Origin of the sequence: Agromyces subbeticus DSM 16689, assembly GCF_000421565.1 — a bacterium.
In the GTDB taxonomy this organism is placed as follows: Bacteria; Actinomycetota; Actinomycetes; order Actinomycetales; family Microbacteriaceae; genus Agromyces; species Agromyces subbeticus.
Genome location: NZ_ATXG01000001.1, coordinates 724333 through 741630, shown reverse-complemented (window position 1 = coordinate 741630; position 17298 = coordinate 724333). Strand labels below are relative to the sequence as shown.

General features: G+C 69.4%; 19 protein-coding genes. 8 read left to right on the top strand and 11 right to left on the bottom strand.

Features of this window, described 5'->3' with window-relative positions; all coding sequences use genetic code 11:
- Positions 1 to 51 precede the first annotated feature (51 nt).
- Together H521_RS0103390 and H521_RS0103385 are read right to left on the bottom strand one after the other, a co-directional pair.
- Positions 52 to 1005, bottom strand: a complete 954-nt coding sequence (locus H521_RS0103390; protein WP_022891627.1) for a carbohydrate ABC transporter permease — start codon at positions 1003 to 1005, stop codon at positions 52 to 54.
- Complete coding sequence (locus H521_RS0103385) at positions 1002 to 2327, bottom strand: ABC transporter substrate-binding protein (protein ID WP_022891626.1); 1326 nt, start codon at positions 2325 to 2327, stop codon at positions 1002 to 1004. The genes H521_RS0103390 and H521_RS0103385 overlap by 4 nt, the downstream gene beginning before the upstream one ends.
- A 241-nt stretch (positions 2328 to 2568) precedes the next feature.
- Here H521_RS0103385 and H521_RS0103380 point away from each other — a divergent pair, with 241 nt between their 5' ends.
- Positions 2569 to 3258: a YdeI/OmpD-associated family protein gene (locus H521_RS0103380; protein ID WP_051159171.1), complete on the top strand. Its 690-nt coding sequence runs from the start codon at positions 2569 to 2571 to the stop codon at positions 3256 to 3258.
- Here H521_RS0103380 and H521_RS0103375 read toward each other — a convergent pair.
- Positions 3255 to 3836, bottom strand: coding sequence for a TetR/AcrR family transcriptional regulator (locus tag H521_RS0103375; RefSeq protein ID WP_022891624.1), 582 nt, complete (start codon positions 3834 to 3836; stop codon positions 3255 to 3257). The genes H521_RS0103380 and H521_RS0103375 overlap by 4 nt on opposite strands.
- A gap of 100 nt (positions 3837 to 3936) precedes the next feature.
- On the opposite strand from H521_RS0103375, the gene H521_RS0103370 reads away from it, so the two are divergent.
- Positions 3937 to 4815, top strand: a complete 879-nt coding sequence (locus H521_RS0103370; RefSeq protein WP_022891623.1) for an NAD(P)-dependent oxidoreductase — start codon at positions 3937 to 3939, stop codon at positions 4813 to 4815.
- Here H521_RS0103370 and H521_RS21290 read toward each other — a convergent pair.
- The 5 genes from H521_RS21290 to H521_RS0103345 all read right to left on the bottom strand — a co-directional run bounded on the left by H521_RS21290 (position 4812) and on the right by H521_RS0103345 (position 9489).
- The gene (locus H521_RS21290) at positions 4812 to 5717 is read right to left on the bottom strand and encodes a lytic transglycosylase domain-containing protein (protein ID WP_022891622.1); all 906 of its coding nucleotides are present in this window, start codon (positions 5715 to 5717) and stop codon (positions 4812 to 4814) included. The genes H521_RS0103370 and H521_RS21290 overlap by 4 nt on opposite strands.
- A 123-nt stretch (positions 5718 to 5840) precedes the next feature.
- Entirely contained in the window at positions 5841 to 6764 is a 924-nt protein-coding gene (locus H521_RS0103360; protein WP_022891621.1) for a ferredoxin family protein, read from the bottom strand.
- Positions 6761 to 8002 carry a cupin domain-containing protein gene (locus H521_RS0103355; RefSeq protein ID WP_022891620.1) on the bottom strand — a complete coding sequence of 414 codons (1242 nt, stop codon included), beginning with the start codon at positions 8000 to 8002 and terminating at the stop codon, positions 6761 to 6763. Before H521_RS0103355 ends, H521_RS0103360 begins: the two co-directional genes overlap by 4 nt.
- The gene (locus H521_RS0103350; protein ID WP_022891619.1) at positions 8002 to 8262 is read right to left on the bottom strand and encodes a hypothetical protein; all 261 of its coding nucleotides are present in this window, start codon (positions 8260 to 8262) and stop codon (positions 8002 to 8004) included. The genes H521_RS0103355 and H521_RS0103350 overlap by 1 nt, the downstream gene beginning before the upstream one ends.
- 288 nt (positions 8263 to 8550) lie before the next feature.
- Positions 8551 to 9489 (bottom strand): LysR family transcriptional regulator, encoded by a 939-nt coding sequence (locus tag H521_RS0103345; protein ID WP_022891618.1) that lies wholly within the window; start codon positions 9487 to 9489, stop codon positions 8551 to 8553.
- Between the two features lie 76 nt (positions 9490 to 9565).
- Here H521_RS0103345 and H521_RS0103335 point away from each other — a divergent pair, with 76 nt between their 5' ends.
- Positions 9566 to 11332: an L-aspartate oxidase gene (locus H521_RS0103335; RefSeq protein WP_156891260.1), complete on the top strand. Its 1767-nt coding sequence runs from the start codon at positions 9566 to 9568 to the stop codon at positions 11330 to 11332.
- Between the two features lie 3 nt (positions 11333 to 11335).
- Here H521_RS0103335 and H521_RS0103330 read toward each other — a convergent pair whose 3' ends face one another.
- The 3 genes from H521_RS0103330 to H521_RS0103320 all read right to left on the bottom strand — a co-directional run bounded on the left by H521_RS0103330 (position 11336) and on the right by H521_RS0103320 (position 14109).
- Positions 11336 to 12187 carry a DUF6999 family protein gene (locus H521_RS0103330; RefSeq protein WP_022891615.1) on the bottom strand — a complete coding sequence of 284 codons (852 nt, stop codon included), beginning with the start codon at positions 12185 to 12187 and terminating at the stop codon, positions 11336 to 11338.
- Position 12188: 1 nt separating this feature from the next.
- Entirely contained in the window at positions 12189 to 12911 is a 723-nt protein-coding gene (locus H521_RS0103325) for an iron-containing redox enzyme family protein (protein WP_084511845.1), read from the bottom strand.
- Between the two features lie 64 nt (positions 12912 to 12975).
- A complete protein-coding gene (locus H521_RS0103320) occupies positions 12976 to 14109 on the bottom strand; it encodes a 3-oxoacyl-[acyl-carrier-protein] synthase III C-terminal domain-containing protein (RefSeq protein WP_051159133.1) in 1134 nt (377 codons plus the stop codon).
- A gap of 194 nt (positions 14110 to 14303) precedes the next feature.
- On the opposite strand from H521_RS0103320, the gene H521_RS0103315 reads away from it, so the two are divergent.
- From H521_RS0103315 to H521_RS0103295, 5 genes are all read left to right on the top strand, one after another.
- Complete coding sequence (locus tag H521_RS0103315; protein WP_022891614.1) at positions 14304 to 14693, top strand: ArsR/SmtB family transcription factor; 390 nt, start codon at positions 14304 to 14306, stop codon at positions 14691 to 14693.
- 1 nt (position 14694) lies between these two features.
- Positions 14695 to 15372 (top strand): SRPBCC domain-containing protein, encoded by a 678-nt coding sequence (locus H521_RS0103310; protein ID WP_022891613.1) that lies wholly within the window; start codon positions 14695 to 14697, stop codon positions 15370 to 15372.
- A 9-nt stretch (positions 15373 to 15381) separates the two neighbouring features.
- On the top strand, positions 15382 to 15768 hold the full coding sequence (locus tag H521_RS0103305; RefSeq protein ID WP_022891612.1) for a PPOX class F420-dependent oxidoreductase: 387 nt from the start codon (positions 15382 to 15384) through the stop codon (positions 15766 to 15768).
- Positions 15769 to 15900: 132 nt separating this feature from the next.
- Entirely contained in the window at positions 15901 to 16242 is a 342-nt protein-coding gene (locus tag H521_RS0103300; RefSeq protein ID WP_022891611.1) for a RidA family protein, read from the top strand.
- 14 nt (positions 16243 to 16256) lie between these two features.
- A complete protein-coding gene (locus tag H521_RS0103295; protein ID WP_022891610.1) occupies positions 16257 to 17270 on the top strand; it encodes a hypothetical protein in 1014 nt (337 codons plus the stop codon).
- Positions 17271 to 17298 lie beyond the last annotated feature (28 nt).

The window sequence follows — 17298 nt, the reverse complement described above, 5'->3', positions numbered from 1 at the left end:
GCGGGCGCGGCCTCGGCTCCGACGTGCGTTGGTCAGCGAACTGCACGGCCATCAGAACTCCACTTTCTGTCGGCTCATCAGCCTTCGCAGCACGACCACGAGAACGCCGACGACGATGAGCATCACGACCGACATCGCGCTCGCGCGTCCGAGCTCAGGAAGCCCCTGGCTGCCGAATCCTTGCATGTAGACGTAGACCGAGGCGGTCCAGGTCGATCGCGGTGGCGCTGTCCCGACCCCGGCGAAGGCGTAGATGAACTCGAACGCCTTCACTGCCGTGATCACCCAGAGGACCGCAGCGACCGCAGCGACTTCCCACAGCAGCGGCAACGTCACCATCCGGAATCGCTGCCCGATCGACGCTCCTGCGAGGTCGCAGTCCTCGTACAACGAGACCGGGATCCGGTCGGCGCCGGCCATGAGGATCACGGTGAAGAGACCGACCGTCATCCAAGCCATGGTCAGCAGGATCATGGGGAAGATGAGCTGGGGACCGAGCCAGACCTGCTTCAGGTTACCGAGACCGATCGCCTCCAACGTGGTGTTGAGCGCGCCTCTGGTGGGGTCGAGGATGAACCCCCAGGCGATCGCCAACACCACCGGGTTGACCAGCGAGGGGAAGAAGATCAGCGCCCTCAGCAGGTGCTTTCCTCGCATCTCCGCGACGAACGCCGTGAAGAAGAACCCGAGCGCGAAGATGATCGCGCCCACGACCAGCAGCACGATCAGCGTGTTGACGAAAGCACCACGGAAGATGTCGTCGTTGAACAGCCGGAGGAAGTTGCCGAGGCCCAGCCACTCGGGCTCGTCCCCCGCCCCTCGCCACCGGTAGAGGCTGATGACGAATGAGGCGAGCGACGGGGCGACGAAGAACACGGTATAGAAGATGACGGCCGGCAGGATGAACGGCAGTCGCAGTCGACGACGCTGCGCATCGAGCGGACTCGTGGCGCCGCCAGCGCCGGATGTCGCCGACGAGGCGGAGCTGTGCTTGAGATCCGTCATCCGTTGTTCTTCCAGAACTCGGCGGACTCCTGGGACAGTTGATCCACGAACTGCTCGGCCGTGATCTCACCGAAGAACAGCTTGTCGTCGGCGGGGAGGAACACGCCGGTCCACCAGTCAGGCAGCTCCGACGGGAGACCATCGAGGTATCGGTGGGCCGACTCCGCGCTCTCGAGCATCGCTGCCACGTCGACGAGGTCGGCCGGCGGCTCGACGTCCGCCCGGGGCGTGAGCTGGTTGGCTTCCGACGAAATCCCGCCGATGCGGTCTTTCTCCATGAAGAAGGCGATGAACTTCTCGGCGTTCTCGCTGTTCTTCGCGTCGGTGGGAATTCCGAACCCGAGCAGGTTCGCCTCGACCGAGTTCACTCCGCCGTCGGCCAGCGGAAGCGGGAACGTTCGCCAGCTCGCGCCTTCTCGTGCCACCTCTTCCTTGCCGAGCGGCGCCCACGACCCCATCATCAGGTAGTCGGCATCGCCCGCTGCCCAGGCCTGCTCCTGCGCAGGCAGTTTGCTTCCCTGATAGCCCTCCATGAAGTAGCCGGCATCGACCAGCTGCTGCAGTCGTTCCGCGGCGGCGAGGAACTCGGGATCCTTGAACGCCTCTCCGGTCTCGTCGTGCGCGGCGTCGTTGAGCCAGCCCGGACCCATCTGGCGCAGCACCATCTGCCCGAGCCAGTAGGCGTTGTAGTCGGGAATGGTGCCGTCCGCCGCGAACGGCGTCTGCCCGGCCGCCTTCGCCTCGGCGACGAGTGCGAGGAACTCGTCCCACGTCGCGGGTGGGGCCTCCGCCACCCCCGGCAGCTTGTTGCCGTCGTACCAGATCGACGTGGTGGTGACGCTGTGCGGAACGACGATCGGTTCGCCGTCATCGTTGATGTACGGCTCGACGTATTCCGCGGGAATCACGTCGGCAACCGTCTGGTCCTCCCCCGGAATCTCGCGCTCGTAGACCGACGCAAGGCCCTGGTACACGCCCGCCTCGGCGCCGGCGAGCAGCACCTCGACGGCGTCGTCGACCAAGTCGGGAACGTCACCGGTGTTCGTGGCCGTCTGCACGCGAGTGCCGACGTCCCGACCGGCCCACTGCACCTTGACGGTGATTCCTTCTTCTTCCTCGAATTCGTCGATGGCACCCTGGAGCACCTCGCTCTGCGGTTCGCCCCGCTCCCACATCGACCAGAAGACGAGGCCGTCGCCGTCCGTCGACGCTCCGGAATCACCCTGGAAGACGGCGCATCCAGAGAGCAGTGCCGCCGTGGCAAGCGCGACTCCCGCGATGGACGCGCGTCGTCGCCCGGTGCTGGCCTTGAATGAGTACATGGGTCAGTCCTCTCTCCGCACAGGCACCTCCGTTGGTGGCCTGGCCGTTCTCAGCTACGTTGCTCGTCGGTGATCGATATCCAAGCAGAACGAGCAGGAATCAATTAGTAGGATAATACTACTACACCGAGGGGCTCCGGAAACAAGGCACTCGGCGCTTGCGTTCGAGAGTGCTGGTACCCAGTGCCCCTGAATGACATCACACCGGCGCGGTGACGGCGCCGACTGGCAGACTCGTGCCATGACCACGAGCATCGGCACTCCAGGCGGCAGCGCAGAGCGGCCCGCCGTCTTCTTCTCGGGCCCCGACGAGTTCCGTGCCTGGCTCGAGGCCAATCACGAGACGGCGACCGAGCTCTGGATGGGGCTCTACAAGAAGCACGTACCCGATCGCGGCCTCACCTGGGAGCAGGCGGTGCCCGAGGCGCTGTGCTTCGGATGGATCGACTCGGTCTCCCAGCGCATCGACGATGACGCCCGTCGTCAACGGTGGACCCCGCGCAAGACCGCCAGCATCTGGTCGAGCGTCAACATCGCCCTCGTCGAGAAGCTCACCACCGAGGGCCGCATGCGCCCGGCGGGCATCGCCGCGTTCGAGCGGCGACGCGACGACCGGTCGGGTGTCTACTCGCACGAGAACCCGAACAGCGAGCTGCCTCCAGAGGCGGCGGCACGACTCGAAGCGGATGCCGCGGCCTCCGCCTTCTGGCAGGCCGCGACACCGACCTATCGTCGCCAGGTCACCCATTGGGTGCTCTCCGCGAAGCAGGAGGCCACACGCGAACGGCGACTCGGGCAGCTCATCGACGACAGCGCTGCGGGGCGGCTCGTGGCGTTCCAGCGTTACGGCGAGACGCCGAAGTGGGCCGAACGGGCCGCGGCCGCGGCGGCCGAGGCTCGCGGCGCCGCATCCGGAGGCAGCCTCGGCTAAGCCCTGCCGGCGTCGTACGACCCGACGAGTCGGGCGAGCTGCCGACCCGTCACCAGGAGCGGTTCCGCGGTGCGGTTCACCTGTGCGGTGACTTCGGCGCCTTCCAGCGCCGAGATCACGGTCGTCGCCAATTCTGCAGCGGTGTCCGAGGGAAAGCCGCACCTCAGCAGCTTGTCGTTGACGAGCTGCTCCCAGCTGCGTATCGCGTCGGCGCACGCCTGCTGGATCTCGGGGTCGGTGCCGAGCGTCTCGAGGGCGGTCGCCGTGACCGGGCAGCCGTCGATCCAGCCGGACTCGGCGAGTTCATGGGCGAGTTGCGTGGCGCAGGCCATCACCGCCGACACCGCAGCCTCCTCGCTGTTCAGAGCCGTTCGCAGGATCGTCGCGAATTCCTCGGTGCTGTGCTCGATCGCTGCGACGGCGACCGCCGCCTTGCCACCGGGGAAGAAGTGATAGACCGAGCCCAGGGTCGCTTGCGCGTCTTGGGCGATCTGCTTGATTCCCGTGCCGACGTAGCCCTGCCGCTGCAGCAGGCGCGACGCGGCGACGACGACCCGATCGCGCGTGTTGGTCTGCATGCAGCCACCCTATCGCAAATATATAGAGCGTTCGTTTTAGGACTGTGCTACATTCGCATCACGCACTGAATAGAGCGTTCGTTCTAGACGAGGAGCACGCATGAACACCCGCCATTCCGTCACCGTCATCGGACTCGGCCCCATGGGGCGAGCCATGGCCGGTGCCTTCCTCGACCGCGGCTACGAGGTCACCGTCTGGAACCGCACCGCGTCCCGCGCAGATGCCCTGGTCGAGCGCGGCGCCGTGCTCGCGTCGAACGTCGAGGAGGCTCTCGCCGCCAACGAACTGGTGATCCTCAGCCTCACCGACTACGCGGCCATGTACGCGACGCTCGAGACGGCAATCGACGCTCTTGCCGGCCGCACCATTGTGAACCTCAGTTCCGACACGCCCGAGAAGGCACGCGCCGCGGCCCTCTGGGCGGCCGAGCGAGGCGCCGTGCAGCTCACCGGCGGCGTCACGGTACCGCCGTCAGGCATCGGCCGGGCGGAATCGTCGACCTTCTACAGCGGGCCGCAGCACGCGTTCGACCGCCACCGTTCCGCGCTCGAAGTGATCACGGGGCGCACCGACTATCGCGGAGAAGACCCCGGGCAGGCGGCGCTCATGTACCAGATCGGCATGGTCATGTTCTGGACGTCGATGCTGAGCTACTGGCAGGCCATCGCCCTCGCGCAGGCCAACGGCCTGTCGGCAGCCGACATCCTGCCGCATGCCGTCGACACGGCGAACTCGCTGCCCGGGTTCTTCACCTTCTACGCCGAGCGCATCGATGACGGCCAGCACACGGGCGACGTCGACCGCATCGCCATGGGAATGGCGAGTGCCGAGCATGTGCTGCACACGAACACCGACGCGGGAGTCGATGGCACGCTTCCGGGCACGGTGCTCGAGTTCTTCCGGCGCGGCATGGATGCCGGTTACTCCGGTGAGAGTTTCTCCAGCGTGGTGGAGTTGATGATGACCGGCCGAGGCTAGCCCGCGGCCGCCTGAGCGAACTCGTTCGCGACCCGGGCCACGTGATCGACGTAGTCGTTGTCGTGGTTGTACGAGAACACGGCAGCACGCCAGGTCTCTGCGCTGATCATCGGCCCCGAAGCGCAGAGGTACCGGGCTGTCGCGAGCGCGGCGTCGTCGATCTGGTGCGGATCGGAGACGTCGTCGCCGTTCGCGTCACTCGCCCACTCGGCCCAGGTCGAGGGGATGAACTGCATCGGCCCGACCGCGCGATCCCAGTTGGTGTCTGCGTCGAGCAGGCCGCCGTCGGTGTCTTCGATGCTGGCGACCCCGTTGCCGTCGAGCGCCGGGCCGATGATCGCCGGCCGGGTGTTGCCCTGCTCGTCGAGCACGGTGTCGCCGTGACTGCCGTGATCCGACTCGATCGCGCCGATGGCGGCGATCGTCGCCCAGTCGAGGCCGCACTCGGCGTCGGACTCGGTGATCATGACGTGGGCGAGCGCGTACGCCGACAACGCGCGGCCCGGGATGTCGGTGGCCGAGGCGATGCTCGCGATCCACTCGGGATCGATCGACGCCATCGGCGCCGGCGCCAACTCCGAACCGGAGAGGCCCGACGAGTCGTCCAACGTCGTGGTGTCGCCGTCGGCGGGCGCGTTCAGATCCTGTTGCTCAGACTGCCCGGCCATCGGCGGCAGCGCCATGTTCGACCCGTAGGCGGGCGGCGCCGCGAATCCACCGGGGTTGGCGGCCATGCCGATGACGTTCACCGCGAAGATCGCGCCGACCACGAGCACCACGATTCCGGCGACGAGACCGGCCGCGCCCGCCGCGCGCCGAGCGAGCTGCGCAGGAGTCTTGCGCTCGCGGGCTGGACGCTGCTCGCCGTACTCATCGGCGTCAGAATCGTCATGCCACGACATCGGTGCTCGCTCCGTTCGGGCGTTGGTTCAGGTGCCCGCCCCTTCACAGTACCCGCGCTCCGGCGACTCCGCACCAGCATTTCGCCGACCGAACACTCGAAGCCCGCGAGCCCTCGTGCGAACTCAGCCCTCGGCGCCGATCGAACGGAGCGCATACTGCCGCACGCGAACGAAGCGAGTGGCCGCGCACGTCGACAGCAGTGGCTCCGACTGCGTCTCGTCGACCTCGATGACGATGCTGCCGCCGCCATCTCGGCCGCCGCCTCCGGCCCGGTCGCCATCGCCGGCGAGGCGCACCCGCCACCCCGTCTCGGTCGACTCCTCGGCGATCGGGGCGAAGGCATCGATGCCGTCATCGCCGAACGCCTCGCGAGCGAAGTGCTGGGCCGCCTGCACCGGATGCGTCAGCGAACTGCGCCCCCGATAGCGCTCGGGCACGAGTCGCCCGGCGTCGAAGGCGTCGGCGATGCGCACGGGGTCACCGTCGTCGGCGTACCCGTAGTAGAGCCCGTGCGGGAAGACCACCATCGTGCCGGCGAACCGGTCGCCGCCGAGGTGCGAGCACTCCCATGTCTCGTCGGGGCGCGCCCCGGCGAGCGCGGTCACCACCCGACGCCCGCGCACGGCGCAGCACTGGTCGTGCCGGGCGTGCGTGCAGATGCAATAGACCGGCCGAGACGAGGGGATGCCGGTGGACCCGTCGAGCGGCACGGTGAGCAGCCCCGCGGCATCCGCTGCCTCGCCCCACACCACGCCCTCGTAACCTGGCCTCGAGTCGACGATCGCCCACCGCTGCGTGGCCGAAGCGACCCTGCGGCCGGTGCGCCGGATCGCGAGCGGCCGCATGCCCGCGCCCTCGATGCGCCGCACGAGGGCGCGACCGAGCTCGCGGTCGAACGGCGCGTCGAGCAGCGCGTTCTGCCCCCAGCTGCCCGGCACCTCGATGAGGAACCAGCGCAGGCCCCGCGGGCCGGTGCCGGCCAGCGGATCGTTGCGCTCCCGGGCGCGATCGCTGCACGGCGCCCAGTGCTCGACGGCGAGGGTCACGCGGGCGCCACCACGAAGCCCTCGCGCACGAGCCGACGCACGACGACGACCGCGCTCTCGGCGTCGAGGCCGGGCAACTCGCCGGCCGTGACGGGGTCGCCCGTCGCCAACCGGCGCACGGCCGGCTCGGCCTCGGCGGGCAGCGACAGCGTCTTCATGCGCCCGACGATGCGCACCCGGTCGTCGGCGGTCGTCATGCGCACCGGCAGCGAGCCGCGCCACCGCACCCGCGTCGATGCGTCGAGCGTCGCGAGCGCGTCGAGCGTCGCGAGCGGGGCGACGGGCTCGGCGCGGGTGTCAGCATCGAAGCGCGCACTGAGCACGGCGGCCGGCCGCGAGGCATCCGTCTGCTGCAGTGTCTCGATGAGCGCCTGCACCGTCTGCTCGACGATCGGCGCGAGCGCCGCGGGGTCGCGCAGGTCGACACCGAGCGGCAGCGACGTGCGCAGCGCGGGGTTCTCGCCGACCCGGCGGAGGAGCGCGTCGACGAGGTCGGCGCGCGTGAAGGCGGCCAGGCCGACGGTCAGGTGCACGGATGTCGCGCCGAGCGCGGTGGCCGAATGGATCCAGCCGCGCGGCAGGTAGAGCGCCTCCCCGGGTCGCAGCACCGCGTCGATCACGGGTTCGTGCGTGGCCGCCCGGGCGACGGCGGCCCGGTGCTGCTCCCACGGCTGCGTGCGCAGCGGGTCGACGTGCACGGGCGCGTGGATGCGCCAGTACTTCTCGCCCGAGATCTGCAGCACGAAGACGTCGTGGGTGTCGTAGTGCGGGTCGAAGCCCTGCGACGAGGGCGGGGTGACGTAGGCGTTGACCTGCGCGGGGTGGCCGAGGTCGTCGACGAGCTCGCGCGTGAAATCGATGATCGGCGGCCACAGCCGGTGCGGCCCCTGCAGCACGATGGTCGCGCCGCCCGCGAACTCGGCGAGCACCTTGTCGCTCGAGACCTGGTCGACGACCTCGGCGCCGAAACCACCCGAGCCGGTGTAGGCGGATGCCGCGAGCACCGAGCCCTCGTGCGCCATGCGGATGAACGGGGTGCGCACGCCGCGGCGGGTCACGAGCTCATCGACGGCACCCGCCGAGAACAGGTCGTCGAAGCCGTGCTCGCCGTCGAGCTCGCTCGCCGGCGAGAGCAATGGCTCTCGGCCCCAGTGCCGCTCGGCGAACTCGTCAGCCGAGACGCGGATGCAGCGCGAAAGCGCGGGCCGATTGGTCGACCCGCGCTCCGAGCCCGTCACTACGCCGAACCGTCGGCGCCGCCGTCGTGGCCACCGGGATTCGCGCCGCCATCGGCAGTGCCCTCCCCCGCAGCCGCCGAACCATCGGCTCCACCGTCGTGGCCCCCGGGGTTCGCTCCCCCGTCGGCAGTGCCCTCGCCACCCTCGGACGCGGACCCGTCGGCTCCGCCATCGTGTCCCTGCGGGTTGGCGCCGCCGTCGGCGATGCCTTCGCCCTCGGCACCCGGCTCGAGGGTGATGTCGTCATCGTTGATCGTCATGCGCGTTCCTCTCCCTTGCCTGCCCGCTCAGCGTAGCGAGGGCGAGGTTCGGGCGAAACGGGTTGACGGCAACAGCGCCCTCGCCCTCCCTCTGTATCGGCCCGCCCCCACTCGGGTCCGCTCAACGCGCGCCCAGCGCCGGCCGTGCGCGGCCTCGGGAGGCCGTCGAAACGCTCCGCGAGAGCGAGAGTGCACTCGTCGCCCCACTCTGGGCTGGGAGTGCACACTCGGCACGAGGGAAGACCGCGAACGGGCTGCCGACGAACTGGTCGTCGTGTCACGCGGGCATCAGCGCCCGCCCCCACCGGCCACGCGCATCGTCTTCCCGGCGCGTGCCGCGAACGCCGTCGCACTCGCCGTGATCGTCTGCCCCATGACCTCGACGGCCGCAGTCGGCGCGACATCGGCAGGGCGGGCGACGCTGATCGTACGGTCGAGTGTGGGCGCGCCGAGCCGCACCGACCGCAACCCCGGCCGATCGATGAGCACCATCGCCGGCACGATCGCGACGCCGAGCCCGCGTTCCACGAACCGCAGCGCGGCATCCATCTCCACTCCCTCGAGCAGCACCTCGGGCGTGAGATCGGCGGCTCGGAAGGCGGCATCCGTCGTGGCCCGCAGGTCGTAACTCGGACTCAAGACGATCTGCGGCAACGCCGCGACATCCGCGAGTTCGATGGTGGCGCGAGTGGTGAGGGGCGGCGCCCCGGCCGACGACACGACCACGAGCTCTTCGACGAGCAGCGGCGTCACGGTGAAGCGGTCAGCGGATGTCGCATCCGACGTGGTGATCAGGGCGAGATCGAGCTCGCCACCGGCGAGTTCGTCGAGCAATCGGCGCGAACCCTGTTCAGACAGGTGCAGTTCGATCGCGGGATACGCGGCGTGGAAGGCGCTGAGCACCTCGGCGACGAGGCTGATGCAGAGCGTCGGCGTCGCGCCGAGGCGCACCCGGCCGCGCTGCAGGCCTGCGAGCTCGGCGAGCTCGCGGCGTACCGATTCGGCGTCGGCGAGCATGCGCCGGGCGAGCGGCAGCAGCGACTCCCCCGCGACGGTCAGGGTGCTGCCGCCGCGCGCGCGGTGGAACAGCTCGGCACCGAGATCGTGCTCGAGCGCGGCGATCTGGCGGCTCAGCGAGGGCTGGGCGAGGTAGAGCTCTTCGGCCGCCCGGGTGAAGTTGCCGAACCGGGCCACCTCGACGAAGCTGCGCAGTTGTTCGAGGTTCACATCGATAGCGTACTTGCATCGTCACGACCACGCATATGCATTGGAGTAATCGAACGCTCGAACCTACCGTTGAAGCATGAGCAGCAGAAGCACCGCGCCAAGCACCCCCGGCACCACCCCCGAGCGCCAGATCTCTACCACCGTGCTCGTCATCGGCACCGGCGGCTCGGGCCTGCGCGCCGCCATCGAGCTCGCCGAGGCGGGCGTCGACGTGCTCGCCCTGGGCAAGCGCCCGAAGTCCGACGCCCACACCTCCCTCGCCGCCGGCGGCATCAACGCCGCCCTCGCCACGATGGACGCCGACGACAGCTGGCAGCAGCACGCCGCCGACACGCTCAAAGAGAGCTACCTGCTCGCGAACCCGCACACGGTCGAGATCGTGACGAAGGGCGCTGCCCGCGGCATCGACGACCTCGAGCGCTACGGCATGCCGTTCGCCCGCGAAGACGACGGCCGGATCTCGCAGCGCTTCTTCGGCGCCCACACCTACCGCCGCACGGCGTTCGCCGGCGACTACACGGGGCTCGAGATCCAGCGCACGCTCATCAACCGCGCAGCACAGCTGAACGTGCCCATTCTCGACACGGTCTACATCACGCGGATCCTCGTGAACGACGACGGCGCGGTCTTCGGCGCGTACGGCTTCGACGTCGACGACGGCACGCGCTACCTCATCCACGCCGATGCCGTGATTCTGGCAGCCGGCGGCCACAACCGCATCTGGCGGCGCACGTCATCGCGTCGCGACGAAAACACGGGCGACTCGTGGCGCCTCGCCGTCGAGGCGGGCGGCCGGGTGCGCGACCCCGAGCTCGTGCAGTTCCACCCGTCGGGCATCATCGAGCCCGAGAACGCGGCCGGCACCCTCATCAGCGAGGCGGCCCGCGGCGAAGGCGGCATCCTCACCAACGGCCTCGGCGAGCGCTTCATGCACAAGTACGATCCCGAGCGGCTCGAGCTCTCGACCCGCGACCGGGTGGCCCTCGCCTGCTACACCGAGATCAAAGAAGGGCGCGGCACCCCCAACGGCGGCGTCTGGCTGGATGTCTCGCACCTGCCCCGCGAGACGATCATGCAGCGCCTGCCCCGCGTCTACCAGACCATGCTCGAGCTGCAGATGCTCGACATCACGAAGCAGCCGATAGAGATCGCGCCCACCGCGCACTACTCGATGGGCGGCGTGTGGGTTCGGCCCGACGACCACGGCACCGATGTCCCGGGGCTCTACGCCATCGGCGAGGCATCCAGTGGTCTGCATGGCGCCAACCGGCTGGGCGGCAACTCGCTCATCGAACTGCTCGTCTTCGGGCGCATCGTGGGTCAGGCCGCGGCGTCGTACTCACGCTCGCTCACCGCGCAGCAGCGCTCGGCGTCTGCCGTGCAGACCGCGCGCGACGAGATCGCGACACTGCTGGCATCCGATGGCACTGAAAACGTGCGCGCCCTGCAGCGTGCCATCCGCGACACCATGACCGAGCACGCCGGCGTCGTGCGCGACGAGGCCGGTCTCACCGCCGGGCTCGCGGAACTCGACGCCATCGAGGCGCGCATGACGGATGTCGGCGTGCATCCCGACATCGCCGGCTACCAGGATCTCGCGCACGCCTTCGACCTCAAGTCGGCATCGCTCGCCGCGCGCGCCACGCTCGAGGCGGCGCTCGAGCGACGCGAGACCCGCGGCTGCCACAACCGCAGCGACTACCCCGAGACGGATGCCGCGCTGCAGGTGAACCTCGTCTGGTCGCCGTCGGCGGGCGTGACCCGCGAACAGATCCCGCCCATCCCGGCCGAGATCGCGACCCTCATGCGCGAGGTGTCGACCGCGGGCAAGCTCGTCGAGTAGCGGTCAGTCGAACTCGACGCTCGTCTGGCGCGGATAGGCTCCGCCGGCGAGCTTCACCAGGCGGGCGTGGGCGTACTCGCACACGAGCGCGTGTCGGTAGACCATGCGGGGCACGTCGACGTTCGAGTCCATCCAGAGGCTCATGCCCGCGAGCTTCCAGTGGCGGAACGTGTCGTCATCGGTGACGAGGGCGAGGATCTCGAGGAACGAGTCATCGAACCGGATGGAGTGCACCGCACGGCGGTACTCCTCGACCGTGAGCGCCATCGAGAACGGGATGTTCATGAAGCAGAGGGCCGTCTGGATGTCGAGGCGCAGCAACCGGCGGCGCCCCCGTTCGGCGTCGAGCGGCGGGATGTCGAGTTGCGTGAAGTCGAGCGTCTCGGGTCGCGTCAGCTGCACCTCGTCGAGGGCGATGAGCAGGTCGTAGACGTTGACGTCGTGCTCGACGACGGCATGGTCGCCGAGCCCGGCGAGCTTCTCGGGTCGGAGCGTGACGGGCGCGATCGCAACGGGCGTGTTGCGGATGATGAAGTTGACGAGGTTGGTCTCGACGACGAAATGCCGAATGAGCAGCTCGACGGCGTCGGGCGACACGAACCGCCGCAGGAACCAGACGCACAATGCGTCCATCACGCGCAGCGGCATCCACCGGAAAGGCAGCACTCGCTTGACGATCGAGATGAGCGCCACGAGCACCCGCGAGAGCACGCGGGCGATCGGGTAGACCCAGCGCCGCGAGAGACGGCGCTGATCGTCGATGATCAGTCGCACCAGAGCGCGGTCGAGCGGCACCGAGGGGTCGGCGTAGATCGCCTCCCACATGCTGGGATCGGAGCGAACGAACTCCGCCACGTCAGTGGTCCAGCTCTTCCAGCTGCAGGGCGTAGAGGCGGGCGACGACCTGCGCGCAGCGCACGATCTCGTCGGCGGCACCGTCGTCGATGATGCCCGAGGTGAGAATCGCCTCGAGGTCGCCGGTGTGCGCGCTGTCGGCATCCTGGTGGTAGCGCATGAAGTGCACCTGGCTGTCGGCGAGTCCGAGCACCTCCTGGAATCGTGCGGCCCACCCTGCGGCGCGCTTGGCGCCGAGCCCCTCGATGATGAACATGGCCCCGAGCAGCCCGACGGGATTCGGCTGGTCGGCGTAGTGGAACATGTAGCCCGACAGCGCCTCGGAGCCGAGGTTCTTGCGGCCGGCGCGCAGCTCGGCGAGCGAGCCGCCGATCGCCACGTAGTCGCGCTCGAGCATGAGGTAGTCGCGGTGCTCCTCTTCGGCGTGGCGAATGGCCGCCGTGCGCAGCTCGAAGTGGTCGATGTCGAAGTTCGAGGCGGCGCGCGAGATCCACGGCGAGCCGTCGACGACCTGCTGGCGCAGGTTGAAGAGCAGCCGCTGGTAGTCGTGCAGGGTCACCGTGCCGGCCGCGAGTCGGCTGAGCACGGGCACCCGGTCGAGACGCTCTTCGAGCTCGACCCAGACGTCGGCGAGCCGCTCGGCGAGGATGTCGACGCCGGCGGGCGCCGAGGCATCCGCTGTGCTGATGGTGTCGGATGTCGCGGTGCTGCTGTCGATCGTCATGCTGCTGCTCCTTGCGTGGTGCGTCTGGGTGAGGTGGTGCGGGCCGATGTGGCGCGGGCTGCGGTCATGAGGCGTGCCCGGGCGGGGCCACGACGGTGAGATGCGCGAAGGCGAATGAGAAGCGCCCCGACTCGGGCACCGCGAGCAGCACCGTCTCGCCTGGCGCGAAGCGGCCGGTGCGCCAGGCCTCTTCGAGGGCGATGAAGATGCTCGCCGACCCGGTGTTGCCGCGCGTCTCGAGGTTCGAGTACCAGCGGTCGGTGTTCAGGTTCGGGATGCGGCGGCTCAGCGCGTCGAACGCGAGGTCGCGGAACGCGTTGGTGCTGTAGTGGCAGACGACGTGGTCGAGGTGCGAGACGTCGACGAGCCCGATGTCGACGAGCTCTTCGAACTGGCGGAAGCCTGCCTCGGCGAGGTCGTCGAGCATGCTCACGTCTTGGCGCAGCACGAACATGCCGGCCGCGTCGGCATCCGCGATGTCGACGTCCTGCCAGGTGCGGCCGACGCTCGGCTCGGCGCCGCTCATGCCGGAGCGCATGCACACGTCGTGCTCGTGCGCGAGAGAGACCTGGCGCACCCAGTCGACCCGCAGCGACGGTTTGGTCGGATGCGGCTGGAACTCGACGATCGCCGCGCCAGCGCCGTCGGAGAGCATCCAGCGCAGGAAGTGGGAGTCCATGCCGGCGCGGATGCCGTCGAAGCGGCGCTGCCGCAGGCTGCGACTCGAGAGCTCCGAGCCGACGACCGCCGCACGCGGGTGGTCTCCGAGCCGGATCTTGCTCACCGCGGCATCCAGCGCCGCGAGGCTCGAGGCGCACACGCCCGACGCGCTCAGCAGCTGCATCGGCCCGCCGCCGAGGCGCCCGTGCACCATCGACGCGAAGCCCGGCACGAGCACGTCGCCCATCGTGGTGGCGCAGGCGAGCATGCGCAGGTCTTCGGCTCGAATGCCGCGGTCGTCGAGCGCCGCCTGCAGCGCCTTGACGGCGAGCTCTTCGTTCAGCTCGGTCGGTTCGCCGTGCTCGTCGAGCGCGTAGTGGCGCTGCCGGATTCCGTTCGCGTCGAGCACCCGGCGCCGGATGCGCTCGGTGACCGCGTCGTCGCCGCCGAGCCGCGCCGCGATGCCGTCGTTGTCGACCGGGTCACCCGGAAGGTAGGCGCCGAAGCCCGTGAGATACGCCGTCGCCATCGAACCCATGCAGCGACCCTAGGGCACGCGGTCTTCGGATGCATCGGGGCTGGCCCCGACGCAACCGAAGCAAGCGCCCCGAGCGCGCCCATGTCGCGCACACCGATCTCACCACGCGACGTGGTGCGGTGCGAATGGAGAGCACTCCCCTCACGGCGTAGATAATGTTTGACTTATATAAGCACGCGTGCAATCATGGCAGCATGCACGCGCTCGATGTTCTCGGAGATCCGGTGCGACGCCGCATCCTCGAGCTGATCGCCGACGGAGAGGCGCCGGCCGGCGACGTCGGCCGCGTCATCCAGGCCGAGTTCGGCATCTCGCAGCCCGCGGTCTCGCAGCACCTCCGAGTGCTGCGGGAGTCGGGCTTCGTCACCGTGCGACCCGATGGGGCGCGGCGCCTCTACGCCGTCGACCCCGAACCGCTCGCCCAGGCCGACGCCTGGTTCGACACCTTCCGGCGCTTCTGGCAACCGAAGCTCGACGCGCTCGGCACCGAGCTCGCGCGCGGCCGGCTGGCGCAACGCAAAGCTGCCGTCGGCGAGCGCGGGCGCGACCATCCATCCGCGACCCTGACACCGAAGGAGCACTGAAGTGGTTGACGTGAACGCACAGATCGACGCCGTCACGCGCAGCATCGAGACGAAAGAGGTCGACGACGCGCTCGCCTATGTGCAGACGCTCGCCCAGACCTACCCGTCTCCGATCGATGACGTGTGGGACGCCGTGACCTCGGCCGAGCGCATTCCGCGCTGGTTCCTGCCGATCAGCGGCGACCTGAGGCTCGGCGGCAGCTACCAGTTCGAGGGCAATGCCGGCGGCGAGATCAAACGCTGCGATCCGCCGAACGATGGCATTGCCGGCTACACCATCACGTGGGGCATGGGCATGGGCGAGCCCGCGATCGTGAACATCCGGCTCGTCGAGGTGGATGCCTCGTCGACTCGCCTCGAGCTCGAGAACGTCGCCTCGGCTGCGAGCCTGCCCGAGGGCATGTGGGAGCAGTTCGGGCCGTCGGCCACCGGCATCGGCTGGGACCAAGGCCTGCTCGGCCTCGCGCTGCACTTCGTCGGCGGCGCGGGCGGCATCGCCCCCGACGAGGCTGCGGCGTGGGTCATGACCGACGAGGGCACGTCGTTCATGCGACTCTCGGCCGACGCCTGGGCTGCGGCGCAGCAACTCGACGGCACTGCGCAGGATGCTGCGAAGGCCGCCGCCGACCGCACCTACGGCATGTACACGGGCGAGCTGCCGCCGCCCGAGATGGGCTGACGGCACGGCATGCTGACCGACCTCGCCCGGGAGTTCCTCTCGGAGTACCACCTCGCCACGCTCTCGACCCTCGATCGGCATGGGCGCATCCATTCGGTGCCGGTCGGCATCACCTACCTCGACGGGGTCGTGCGCATCATCGGCAGCGGCGGCTCGCAGAAGTTCGTCAACGCCGAGCGCAGCGGCCGAGCCAGCGTCAACACCCTCGACGGGCGGCGCTGGATCAGCTTCGAGGGCCCGGTTCGCGTGAGTTCCGACCCCGATTCGGTCGCTCTCGCCGTCGAGCTCTACGCCGCCCGCTACCGTCAGCCGCGCGTCAACCCGCATCGGGTCGTGCTCGAACTCACGGTCGAGCGCGTGCTGGGCTCGGCGGGCATGCGCGTGAGCGATGGCTGACCGACGACGGCCGCCGGGTGACGGGTGACGGCTGCCGCGACATCCGGAGTCTCGTGTGGTCGGCGCCGCCCCGCGCCGCGCCCGCCACTCGATAGTCTGTGCTTCGTTCGCCCCACCACTCGAGGAGATTCTGTGAGCATTCAACGCGTCGAGCCCGGCCCCCGCATGAGCCAGGCGGTCGTTCACGGCAACACCGTGTACCTCGCCGGCCAGGTCGCCGAGGGCGCCTCGACCGGCGAGCAGAGCCGTGCCGCCCTGCAGCGCGTCGACGAACTGCTCGCGGGCGTCGGCAGCGACAAGTCCAAGCTCCTCAGCGTCACCATCTACCTGGCCGACATCGCGACCTTCGCCGAGATGAACTCCGTGTGGGACTCCTGGGTCGACGGCGCCAACCCGCCCGCCCGAGCGACCGTCGAGGCGAAGCTCGCCACCCCCGACTTCTTCGTGGAGTTCGCGGTCACCGCCGCGATCTGAAGAAGACACCCGCTGTGAAGCTCGTGAGTCGGTTCATTGCGTTTCCGGCGTGGGCGAAGGTCTCGACCGCAGCGGCCGGCGCCGTCATCGTGCTCGGCGCCGTCTCGATTCCGGTCGCCGCGGTGGCCGTCGACGCGCACAATCGGCAGCTCTCCCTCGAGATCGCCGCGACGGAGGCGGCGGCCGAGCAGCAGGCCGCTGCGGAGGCGCTCGCCGACGCGAAGGGCTCCGGGTCCCGACTCAACGCAGGGCTCGACGGGCTCACCGCCTCGCTCGGTGCGGCAGTGCAACCCAACGCCGCGGCGGCGTTCGAAGCAGCGCGCGTGAAGCTCGCGTTCGCCCTCGCGGGCGACGACCTCGAGGCGGTGTCGGCTGCTGTCGATGCCGTCGACGACGCCTTGAAGGCCCTCGTCGCCAGTGCCGAAGTGCAGGCTCAAGCGCTCATCGCTGCGAGCCCACTCGCTGGCGCATCCAGCGAATCGCTCGCCCGAGCGGTCGCCGACCTCGCGACCGCCGATGACGTCGCGGCAGCACTCGCCCACGTGAAGGTCGCCTCCGACGCCGTCGTCGTCGCTCAGCAGGCCGGCCAGGCCGCGGCGGACGCCGCTGCCGCCGCCGCGAAGCAGGCTGCAGAAGCGAACGCGCAAGCGGATGGTTCGAGCGGAGGCGAATCTGGAGACGCCCCTTCGAGCGCGGGCGGTTCGGGTCATCCGAATGATCCTGCGATCACGGGGATGTGGCCCGGCGAGCGCGCGAGTTGCGGCGAGAACCCCTCGGGCCAAGTCGTCACGCTCAGCTTCGGTTGGCAAGCCCGCGAGGGCAACACCGTCGATATCTACTACGCCCTGACCGACGGCGACTACCTGGCGACCGGCGGTTTCAGTCACCTCACGTCGGGTGGGTCATCAGGCACCGTCAGCATCCCAGTGACATGCCCAGTCGGGGCAGGGCCGATGTCGTACGTCAGCGTCAAGGCTGTTGCGAGCAACGCGAACGGGTCAGCCGCCTCCCACTACTGGGGGCTCTGAGCCGACTGCGCCCGCCCGCCAACCGGGC

Coding starts and splice junctions, on each gene's coding strand:
- H521_RS0103390 (WP_022891627.1), bottom strand. CDS start 1,005: ATGACGGATCTCAAGCACAGCTCCGCCTCGTCGGCGACATCCGGCGCT.
- H521_RS0103385 (WP_022891626.1), bottom strand. CDS start 2,327: ATGTACTCATTCAAGGCCAGCACCGGGCGACGACGCGCGTCCATCGCG.
- H521_RS0103380 (WP_051159171.1), top strand. CDS start 2,569: ATGACCACGAGCATCGGCACTCCAGGCGGCAGCGCAGAGCGGCCCGCC.
- H521_RS0103375 (WP_022891624.1), bottom strand. CDS start 3,836: ATGCAGACCAACACGCGCGATCGGGTCGTCGTCGCCGCGTCGCGCCTG.
- H521_RS0103370 (WP_022891623.1), top strand. CDS start 3,937: ATGAACACCCGCCATTCCGTCACCGTCATCGGACTCGGCCCCATGGGG.
- H521_RS21290 (WP_022891622.1), bottom strand. CDS start 5,717: ATGTCGTGGCATGACGATTCTGACGCCGATGAGTACGGCGAGCAGCGT.
- H521_RS0103350 (WP_022891619.1), bottom strand. CDS start 8,262: ATGACGATCAACGATGACGACATCACCCTCGAGCCGGGTGCCGAGGGC.
- H521_RS0103335 (WP_156891260.1), top strand. CDS start 9,566: ATGAGCAGCAGAAGCACCGCGCCAAGCACCCCCGGCACCACCCCCGAG.
- H521_RS0103325 (WP_084511845.1), bottom strand. CDS start 12,911: ATGACGATCGACAGCAGCACCGCGACATCCGACACCATCAGCACAGCG.
- H521_RS0103320 (WP_051159133.1), bottom strand. CDS start 14,109: ATGGGTTCGATGGCGACGGCGTATCTCACGGGCTTCGGCGCCTACCTT.
- H521_RS0103315 (WP_022891614.1), top strand. CDS start 14,304: ATGCACGCGCTCGATGTTCTCGGAGATCCGGTGCGACGCCGCATCCTC.
- H521_RS0103305 (WP_022891612.1), top strand. CDS start 15,382: ATGCTGACCGACCTCGCCCGGGAGTTCCTCTCGGAGTACCACCTCGCC.